The sequence below is a fragment of the Micromonospora sp. CPCC 206061 genome, from assembly GCF_036906915.1.
GTDB lineage: Bacteria > Actinomycetota > Actinomycetes > Mycobacteriales > Micromonosporaceae > Phytohabitans.
Window position 1 is genome coordinate 126,260 of record NZ_JBAKHX010000013.1, and the last position, 9,103, is coordinate 135,362.

General features: G+C 73.7%; 9 protein-coding genes. 4 read left to right on the forward strand and 5 right to left on the reverse strand.

Annotated features, from left to right (window positions below):
• Positions 1-30: 30 nt before the first annotated feature.
• On the reverse strand, positions 31-582 hold the full coding sequence (locus V6V89_RS13145) for a MauE/DoxX family redox-associated membrane protein (protein WP_334619344.1): 552 nt from the start codon (positions 580-582) through the stop codon (positions 31-33).
• Between the two features lie 40 nt (positions 583-622).
• Here V6V89_RS13145 and V6V89_RS13150 point away from each other — a divergent pair, with 40 nt between their 5' ends.
• Positions 623-1,132, forward strand: coding sequence for a S26 family signal peptidase (locus V6V89_RS13150; protein ID WP_334619345.1), 510 nt, complete (start codon positions 623-625; stop codon positions 1,130-1,132).
• Here the strand turns inward: V6V89_RS13150 and V6V89_RS13155 are convergent.
• Positions 1,046-1,672: a peroxiredoxin family protein gene (locus V6V89_RS13155; RefSeq protein ID WP_334619346.1), complete on the reverse strand. Its 627-nt coding sequence runs from the start codon at positions 1,670-1,672 to the stop codon at positions 1,046-1,048. The two genes, V6V89_RS13150 and V6V89_RS13155, sit on opposite strands and share 87 nt — an antisense overlap.
• Positions 1,673-1,758: 86 nt before the next feature.
• Positions 1,759-1,947, reverse strand: coding sequence for a hypothetical protein (locus V6V89_RS13160; protein ID WP_334619347.1), 189 nt, complete (start codon positions 1,945-1,947; stop codon positions 1,759-1,761).
• Positions 1,948-2,122: 175 nt separating this feature from the next.
• Between V6V89_RS13160 and V6V89_RS13165 the strand changes: the two genes are divergently transcribed.
• Entirely contained in the window at positions 2,123-3,949 is a 1,827-nt protein-coding gene (locus V6V89_RS13165; protein ID WP_334619348.1) for an AfsR/SARP family transcriptional regulator, read from the forward strand.
• Here V6V89_RS13165 and V6V89_RS13170 read toward each other — a convergent pair.
• Positions 3,934-5,748 carry an ABC transporter ATP-binding protein gene (locus V6V89_RS13170; RefSeq protein ID WP_334619349.1) on the reverse strand — a complete coding sequence of 605 codons (1,815 nt, stop codon included), beginning with the start codon at positions 5,746-5,748 and terminating at the stop codon, positions 3,934-3,936. The genes V6V89_RS13165 and V6V89_RS13170 overlap by 16 nt on opposite strands.
• 34 nt (positions 5,749-5,782) lie before the next feature.
• Complete coding sequence (locus V6V89_RS13175) at positions 5,783-6,604, reverse strand: SDR family oxidoreductase (RefSeq protein ID WP_334619350.1); 822 nt, start codon at positions 6,602-6,604, stop codon at positions 5,783-5,785.
• 62 nt (positions 6,605-6,666) lie between these two features.
• Here V6V89_RS13175 and V6V89_RS13180 point away from each other — a divergent pair, with 62 nt between their 5' ends.
• Both V6V89_RS13180 and V6V89_RS13185 read left to right on the forward strand, forming a co-directional pair.
• Complete coding sequence (locus V6V89_RS13180; protein ID WP_334619351.1) at positions 6,667-7,656, forward strand: helix-turn-helix transcriptional regulator; 990 nt, start codon at positions 6,667-6,669, stop codon at positions 7,654-7,656.
• A 430-nt stretch (positions 7,657-8,086) separates the two neighbouring features.
• Positions 8,087-8,785, forward strand: a complete 699-nt coding sequence (locus V6V89_RS13185) for a DUF3626 domain-containing protein (protein WP_442935129.1) — start codon at positions 8,087-8,089, stop codon at positions 8,783-8,785.
• Positions 8,786-9,103: the final 318 nt, after the last annotated feature.

A 9,103-nucleotide genomic window follows, 5' to 3' on the forward strand; every position in this document is an offset into this window, starting at 1 on the left:
GGCGGCGCGCCCCCGGCGCGGTAGTGCTGGCTATACCTTCCGGAACGCGCCCGGCCGCGCGGGGGCGAACAGCGCCAGGAGATCGTCCAGGTACGCCACGGCGAGTGCGGCCACCAGGCCCAGCGGCGCCGCGACGGCGGCTGCCTGCCCGGTCGTCGCGGTGCCGCGCCACGCCGCGTACGCGCCCGCCGCGGCCACCGCGATGAGCGCGGCGTTGCGCACGATGTGGTGGCGGCGCAACGGCGCCGGGGCGGTGCCGCCGAAGCACCGGCACTCCGCGGCCGTGCCGCGGCGCAGGACCAGCGCCACCGCCGCGGTGAACGCCGCCAGCAGCGCCCCGCCCAGCAGGAAACCGGCGGTGGTGAACGGCGAGCCGGGCAGCGGGAGCAGCACCGGCACCGCCGCCTCGGCGGCCACCACGACCGCGGCGACCGGCCGGACCAGCCGGCCCGGCAGCAGCGCCATGCCGCGCAAGGACTCCTCGAACGCCCGGAACGCCCGGCCGCCGCGCAGCTTGCCGGCGACCGAGAGCACGAACGTGAGACCGATCAGGCACTGGGCGAAGAGCAACAGGTACGGCACGGTCGGCGCTCCGGTGATCGTGTGTCGTTACGGTGGTGTCGTGGATGGACTGACGTTGCTGGGCGTGGCCGGCGCCATGGTTGTGCTGGTCGCCGGCCTGCTGCTGGTGGTCCGCGCGGTGCTGCAGGTCGTCGGCGTGCAGGGCGACAGCATGACGCCCACGTACCAGCACGGCGACCAGCTTCTGGTGCTGCGGCGCGGGTTCCGGCGGCGGCTGCGGGTCGGTGCCGTCGTCGTCTGCCTGCCGCCGCCCGGCGTGATCATCCCGGACGGCGAGCGGGTGGCCCGCAGCCAGCTGATCGTGAAGCGGGTGGCCGGCCTGCCCGACGGGCGGCTCTACGTCCTCGGCGACGCGCCCCAGCACAGCATGGACTCGCGGATGTTCGGCCCGCTCACACCCGACCTGGTGCGGGGCGTGGTCGTCCGGCGCCTCCGGGGCTTGGACCAGCCGCCATCGTCACCCTCAGCCAGCCGCGACGGGGTCCGCGGCGCGGACCGTGCCGATGGGGCCGACGGGGCCGACGGCGGACCGTCGGGGCGGCGCGGGTAGGTCCGCGATGCCGTTGCTGGCCGCGGCCACCCTGCCGTCCGGGTCGACCAGGTAGAACGCGGGGAACGCCGCCACCTGGAACGCCGTCTGGACCGGCCCGTCGAGCGGCTCGTGCACGATCAGCGCGGTGCTGCCGGCCACGCCGAGCGACTCGGCCAGCTCGGCGGCGGACGTGTCGTTCGGGTCGGTCGCCGGGCGCAGGCGGGTGAACACCACCAGCACGGCCGCCGGGCCGCCAGCCGCCGCGGCGAGCCGTTCGCGTACCGCCGGCAACTGCTCGGTGCACGCGGCGCAGTCCGGGGCCATGAAGGCGACCAGCGCGCCGTCGCCGCGCAGCGTGGCGGTCGACACGGCGTCGCCCCGCTCGCTGGTGGCGCTGAACTCCGGCACGGCGGCGCCGACGGGGAGCGTCCGGGTCGGCGCGTTGGCGGCCAGCTGCTCGGAGTGTTCGCGCAGCCTGCGGATGACGCCGAAGGTGAGCAGCAGGTTCAACAGGACGAGCGCGGTGAGTACGGCGATGGCCGCGACGATGGTGGGCATGACGTCACTCCTGAGTGGACGATGAAACGAACGGTGGGTCGCGGCCGGGTGCGATGTCCGGCCGCGACGGTTTCACCGGCTGGTGCTCAGCACCAGTCGCCCCACCAACAGGCACAGCTGGGGCCACCACAGGTGCGCCACTTGAACTTGGTGTTGGTGTACCGGCAGCACATGGGCACCTGGCCGCAGCCCGGGTTGCAGGCGGCGGACGCGGTGGTCTTCGGCAGCACCAACGCCAGGAGTCGGTCGGCGAGAGCGCCGACGTGTTTGGTCACGATGTTCCCTCCAATCATGATCATTGTCTTGCTTGGGTGGAACGTATGCACCTCCGGTACACGTGGAGGTACAGCGCCGATACATCGCCGCGACCCGGGCCCCTTGCCGACCGCCCGGCGCGTGTCTAATGTGACCCGACGGGGGGCCTTGATCTTCAAGGGATTGAGGCACATATTGGGACTCCAGTTTCAGGTGCTCGGCCCGGTGCGGCTCGGTGTGACCGGGCATGGTGAGCACCGCGTCGCCGTGGGGCCGCGCAAACCGCGGGCCATGCTCGCCACGCTGTTGCTGTCCGCCAACGAGCGGGTCTCGCTCGACCGGCTCGTCGGCGAGTTGTGGGACCGCCCGCCCCGCTCGGCGGTCGCCAACCTCCGCACGTACGCCAGCGGCCTGCGCCGCGTGCTTGGCGAGGTGGACGCCGGTGATCGGCTGGTCGCGAGCCCGTCGGGATACCTGCTGAGGGTCGAGCCGCACGAGCTCGACCTGCGGCGGTTCCAGACCGTCACCGAGGCGGGCCGGTCCGCGCTCGTCCGCGACGACTACCCGGCGGCGGCGTCCCGGTTTCGGGAGGCGCTGGACCTGTGGCAGGGCGCGCCGGTCGAAGACGTGGACCCCGGCCCCGACCTCGCCATCCGGATCGCGCTGCTGGAGGAGCAGCACCTCGCGGCCATCGAAGACCTGGTGGAGGCGCGGCTGGCGGTAGGCGAGCACGCCGCCGTGACCGCCGACCTGCGGCTGCTGGTGGCGACCCACCCGTTCCGGGAACGCCTGCACCGCCAGCTCATGCTCGCGCTATACCGGTCCGGCGACGCGCCCGCGGCCCTCGCGGCGTACACGCGGGCCCGCGCGGTGCTCGCCGAGCAGCTCGGCATCGAGCCGGGCGTAGAGCTCGCCGCGCTGCACCAGGCGATCCTGCGCCGTGCCCCGGACCTGTCGCCGCCGGGCGAGCCCGAGCCACCGGTGGTCGCGGGCGTGCCCGCGCGGGCCTCCGAGCCACCGCGCCAGCTGCCGCCGGACCCTGTGACGTTCGTGGGCCGGGCACGGGAGCTGGCGGTGCTTCGGACCGCCTGCGCCACCGCCGACCGGCCCTCGGTCGTGGTCGTGCACGGTCCCAGCGGTATCGGCAAGACGGCGCTGGTCATCCGCGCCGGGCACCTGCTGGCCAGCCGGTACCCGGACGGGCAGCTCCATCTCGACCTGCGGGGCGACGGGGCCGGCGCGCCGGGCGTCGATCCCGCCCACGCCCTCGGCCGGCTGCTGCGCGGGCTGGGCGTGCCACCCGGCGGCGTGCCCGACGACCCGGCCGAGGCAGCCGCGATGTTCCGGTCTCAGACGGCCGCGCGGCGGCTGCTCATCGTCCTCGACGGCGCGGCCGGCGTCGACCAGGTACGCCCACTGCTGCCGGCCGGGCCGGGCTGCGCGGTGCTCATCACGAGCAACCGCCCGATGTGCGCCCTCGACTCCACCCGGCTGCGGCTGGAGCGGCTCGGCGTCGCGGACGGCATGCGCCTGCTCGGCCTCGTCGCGGGCGACGAACGGGTCGCCGCCGACCCGCCGATGGCGCAGCGGCTGGTCGCGCTCTGCGACGGCAACCCGCTCGCGCTGCGGATCGCCGGTGCCCGGCTGGCCGCCCGCGGCGACTGGACCCTCGCAGACCTCGCCGCCCGGCTCGCCGACGAGCGCGACCGCCTCGACGAGTTGCGCGCCGACGACCTCGCGCTGCGGTCCAGCTTCTGGGCGAGCTATGGCGAGCTGGCCGGCAGCCCCGACCCGGACGACCGCGCCGCCGCGACCGCGCTCCGGACGGTCGCGGTGCTACGCGTACCGGAGTTCCCCGGCGCCCAGGCGGCGGCAATGATCGGCACCTCCGAGCGGCGCGCTGTAGCCCTCCTGGACCGCCTGACCGAGGCCAACCTGCTGGAGGCGGTGACCCCGACGACGTTTCACGTGCCAGACCTGTTGCGGCTGTTCCTCGCCGACCTGGCTCAGACGGGGGCGTAGCCCTCGGCCTGCGCTTCGAAGAGAGCGGCGTAGGGGCCGCCCCGCGCCATCAGCGCCTCGTGCGAACCCTGCTCGGCGACCTCGCCCGCCGACAGGGTCACGATCAGGTCGGCGTCGCGCAGCGTGCCCAGGCGGTGGGAGATCAGCAGGCTGGTGCGGCCGGCCCGGTACTCGCGCAGCCGCACGTGGATGTCGCGCTCCGCCTCGGCGTCCAGGCCGGCGCTCGGCTCGTCGAGGATCAGCAGGTCACGAACGGCCGGCAGGATGGCCCGGGCGATCGCCACCCGCTGCCATTGCCCACCCGAGAGCAGCACGCCCGGGTCGTCCGAGTCGTCGTCCAGTTCGAGGACGCGGGACAGCATCGTGCCGTACCCGCGCGGCAGCCCCGCGAGCACCTCGTCGACACCGGCGCGGCGGGCCGCGTCCCGGATCCGCCCGAGGTCGCCGCCCGGCACCCGGTCCGGGCCGTCCGGCGGCACGTCGCCGAGCCAGATGTTCTCCGCCGCCGTCATCTCGTACGTCATGTAGTCCTGGAAGACCGCACCGATCCTGGTCCGCAGGTCCGTCACGAGGAACTCGCGCAGGTCGACGCCGTCCCACAGGATCGCGCCTCGGGTCGGGTCGTAGAACCGGCACAGCAGCTTGACGAGCGTGCTCTTGCCGGCGCCGTTGTGCCCGACCAGCGCCACCGACCGTCCACTGGGGATGAAAAGGTTCACGCCGCGCAGCACCCACGGGTGCTCCGGCCCGTACCGGAACCACACGTCGCGCAGCTCGATGCCGTGCCGCAGCGGGGGCACCGGGCGCGGGTCGCGGGGGGCCGGCAGGTCGGGCGCGACGGTGGAGACGCCCTCGTAGTGGCCGAGCATCAGCATCGCGTTGTGCAGCCCGGCGATGTGCCCGATGACCGAGGTGAGGCCGCCCTGTACCCCTGCCACCGCCGCGACGAAGACCGCGACGTCGCCGACGGACAGCGCGCCCGACCGGGCCGCGCCGACCGCCCAGACCAGCCCGGCGCCGGCGGTCGCGGCGCCGAGCACCGCGAGCACGCCCTGCGTGCGCACCTCCCGCCGGTCGTGCACGCGCCGCGCGCCGTGCGCGGCTCTCAGCTCGCCGAGCATGCGGCCGCGAAAGAGCCCGCCCAGCCGCAGCAGGCGCAGCTCCTTCGCGGCCGGCAGGCTGGTCAGCAGGCTGGCGTAGAACATCTCCCGGCGCCAGCCGGGCGTGATGTCCCACAGCAGCTTGGCCCGCTGCCGGCTCAGCCGGATCTCGGCCACCAGCGCCGGGATCGCGCTGAGCGCCACCAGTCCGGTCATGGTGGGGCTGAGGACGGCGAGCGCGCCCAGGAAGCCGGCGAGCTGCACGCCGCCCTGCACCAGGCCGAGCAGCCCGTCGACGCTGCGTGCGGGCGCGTCCCGGCCGGCCTGCTCGGCGAGGCGCAGCGTGTTCTGGAACTCGGCCTCCTCCAGGCGGCGCAGCCCGGTCAGCCGGTCGGTCGCCCGGTACAGCTCGCCGAGCGCCACCATCGCCGCCGACCGGCCCACCTGCGCCCGCAGGTACTCGGTCAGGTGCGGCACCACGGCGGTGCCGACCGCGGCGACGGCGAGCGCGGTCACCGGGCCCGCGATCGCGCCCGCCGACGGGTCGACGATCCGGTCGAGGACCAGCTTGGTGAGCCACGCGACCAGCACCGGAAGCGTGCCGGCGACCGGCGCGAGCGCCACGTAAACGATCAAGTTCGCGCGCCCGGCCCGCCACACCACCGCGACCGCACGGGCGACGCGCGCGATGCCCGTCATGGCGTGAACCTAGGAGGCGAGCCTCCAGGGGTAGCTACAGCGCCGCTACATTTCCGTCGAAGGCGGCCGCGTGCTCGCGCACCCACTCGGCGAACGTCCGGGCCGGGCGGCCGGTCACCTTCTCCACCGTCGGCAGCACCGTGTACCCGGCCTCCGGCGGGTCTGTGCGCATGGTCAGGAAGAACCCGATGTCGTCCTCGCCGTATCCCTCACCGCGCCACTGGGCCACGATCTCCTCGGTGCTCAGCTCGACGAAGCGCACCTCGCGGCCGAGCACCTCACTGATCACACGCACCTTCTCCGGCGGCGTCAGCACCTCCGGCCCGGTCAGCCAGTAGTCCTGCCCGGCGTGCCCGTCCGTGGTGAGCGCGGTCGCGGCGACCGCGGCGATGTCCGCCTCGTGCACCATCGCGCTCTTCGACTCCGGGAAACCCTCGCGCACCACGCCCTCGGTGCGCACCGCCTCGGCCCACTCCAGCGCGTTCGACATGAACTCCACCGGTGACAGGAACGTCCACTCCAGGTCGCTGGCCTCGATCGCCTCCTCCAGCGGCGTCTTCGCGAAGTCGCCGCGCAGCACGGTAACCCGCCGCACGCCGGCCTCCCGGGCCGCGCGCACGATCGCCGCGCCGTCGGCGCCCTCGACGTTGATCAGGTGCGCCGCTCGCACCCCAGCGAACACGGCGGGTAGGCCCGCGGTGTCGGACAGGTCGCCGGCCACGACCTCCGCGCCGGCCGGCAGGTCGGCCTTCGCCGGGTTTCGGGTAAGAGCGCGGACGGGATGCCCGTCCGCCAGGAGCTGTTCGACCAAAGGCTTGCCAACGTTGCCGGTCGCGCCGGCCACAAGAATCGTCATACCAGCGACGCTAGAGACAATCGCGGCCATCTTTTGACCGCGATCGGTGCGAAGATCGAAAAATGCTGGAGACGTCCGCGCGCCTGTTGCGCTTGCTCACCCTGCTCCAGGCGCACCGGTACTGGTCAGGGCCGGCGCTTGCGGATCGGCTCGACGTCAGCCCACGCACCCTGCGGCGCGACGTCGACAAGCTGAGGCTGCTCGGGTACCCGATAAACGCGACCGGGGGAGTGGGCGGCGGCTATCAGCTGGCCGCCGGCGCGACGCTGCCGCCCCTGCTTCTCGACGACGACGAAGCCGTCGCGGTCGCGGTGGGGCTGCGCACCGCGGCGGCGGGCGCCGTCACCGGCATCGCGGAGACGTCCGTGCGCGCGCTGGCCAAGCTCGACCAGGTGCTGCCGTCGCGGCTGCGCCATCAGGTCACCACGCTGGGTGCGGCGGTGGTCACCACGCCCACGCTCGGCCCGACCGTCACCCCGTCGACCCTGACCGCGATCGCGGCCGCCGTGCGTGACCGGGTGCGGCTACGCTTCGACTACCGGTCACGCGCCGGGGGCGTGGCGGTGCGGGATGTCGAACCGTACCGTCTTGTCCACAATGGACCGCGCTGGTACCTGCTCGGTTGGGACGTGGACCGGGGCGACTGGCGCACGTTTCGAGCCGACCGGCTCACCCCGCGGGTGCCCACCGGGCCGCGCTTCACGCCCCGCCCGCTGCCCGCCGAAGACCTGGCGCGGTACCTGGCGTTCGGGGTCACCACACACCAGTACCGCTATCAGGCCGTGCTCGTCATGCACGCTCCACTGTCCGAGGTGGCCGATGAGATCCCGCCCAATGTCGGCGTGGTCGAACCGATCGACGACGCTACCTGCCTGGTGCGGATCGGCTCGGACAGCCTGGATCAGCTGGCGGTGTGGACGGCGGCGTTCGGCTTCGAGTTCGAGGTGCGCGAACCGCCCGAACTCCTGGCACACCTGCACACGCTGACCGCCCGCCTGTCCCGCGCCGCCGCCCGCTCCGAGACCTCCCCCGAGGCCGCCCCCGACCCATGACCCCCGCGTTCCCCGCGTTCGGCCTTCTCGCCCGCGTTCGGCCTTCCCGCCCGCGTTCGGCCTTCCCGCCCGCGTTCGGCCTTCCCGCCCGCGTTCGGGCTTCCCGCCGATCAAGGGCAAACGCACGTGGTTCGATCTCAGATCCGCGTGCGTTTGCCCTTGATCGATGCGATGTTCCTTGATCGGTGGGCGGTGGGCGAGCGTCGGGCGCTCACGGGTGTTTCGCGGTGGCAGCGGCCGGCACCCGGCGATTTATGCCGTGCGGGAGGTCGGAGCGCCGATGGATACTCTGGCGATGGAAGATCCGCGGGCGCTCGCACTCGCCCACGTCGCGGCGCTGGCCACCGGTGACGGCGCCGACCCGGCGTGGCGCGTGACACTGCACTTCCACCCCGACCGGCTTGCGGCGGGCGAGCCGATCCTGCGGGCCATGGCGCGCGACGGCGTGTACCGGTCGCAGTTCGAGACCGGCACCAGCAACGGTGGGCTGACCGCGCACGAGGGCGGCGACCGCTGGCGGTGGGAGAGCCGGATGTTCGCGGGAGCCTACGACGGCGGGCCGGCGGCCCACCGTCCCAGGTACGGGTCGCTGAACTTCCGCCGTCGCACCGTGGGCGGGTCGCCGCGGTTCGGGTCTTCGTTTCTGCGGCTGACCACCGACACCCTCGACCGCACCACGTTCTGTTACCCCGACAGCGTGTTCGAGCCGGAACACTTCGGGGTGGTGACGCGGTTGTCGACGCTGGTTTCGTTGGCTTTGGCGGATGAGCAGGAGCCGCTCGACGACTATGTCGAGGCGCACGTGCACGGCCCGGTCGAGCTGGCTCGCGACGTCGAGGCGCTGGTGCTCGACCCGTGTTATCGCGGCACGGCGGTCGAGGCGGAGGCGAACGCGCTCGGCTGCCCGGTCGAGTGGCACGGCGGCTTCCGGCTGCACGTCGACGAGTTGCGCCGGCACCCCGAGTACCGCGGCCCGGAGTTCGTCGATCTGGGCGCGGTGCTGGCCCGGGACGGCTGGCTCGACGCCGCGATCATCGGTGACGCGTCCCGCACCGGCCGCTACGACCAGCAGGCCCTCAAGCGGGTGTGGCACTACGTGGCCCGTTTCGGCCACCCCGAGATGGCCTAAGCCTCCCGCCCGCCCTCACCCCGACCCGCCGGTGCAGAGCGCCGCGCGGGCAGGTGGGTTGAGGGCGCGCGCCAGATATCGCGCCTTCTGCGCTAGTCCCGACGCGGACCGCATCGCCGCCGCCGACGACGATGACAGCAAGCTGCGCGCCGCGCTGCCGGCGGGCGTCGACCAAGGGAAAACGCATGGATCAAGGGCAAACGCCCGTGGTTTTGAGATCGAACCACGTGCGTTTGCCCTTGATCGACGAGAGGAGGGCGGGCGGAGCCTGCGCGGCGGCGGGCGCGGCGGGCGGGCGCGGCGGGCGGGCGCGGCGGG

Bases quoted from the DNA above. Each gene is read 5' to 3' on its own strand.
- V6V89_RS13155 (WP_334619346.1), bottom strand. From the start codon at position 1,672: ATGCCCACCATCGTCGCGGCCATCGCCGTACTCACCGCGCTCGTCCTG.
- V6V89_RS13185 (WP_442935129.1), top strand. From the start codon at position 8,087: ATGGCGCGCGACGGCGTGTACCGGTCGCAGTTCGAGACCGGCACCAGC.
- V6V89_RS13175 (WP_334619350.1), bottom strand. From the start codon at position 6,604: ATGACGATTCTTGTGGCCGGCGCGACCGGCAACGTTGGCAAGCCTTTG.
- V6V89_RS13180 (WP_334619351.1), top strand. From the start codon at position 6,667: ATGCTGGAGACGTCCGCGCGCCTGTTGCGCTTGCTCACCCTGCTCCAG.
- V6V89_RS13170 (WP_334619349.1), bottom strand. From the start codon at position 5,748: ATGACGGGCATCGCGCGCGTCGCCCGTGCGGTCGCGGTGGTGTGGCGG.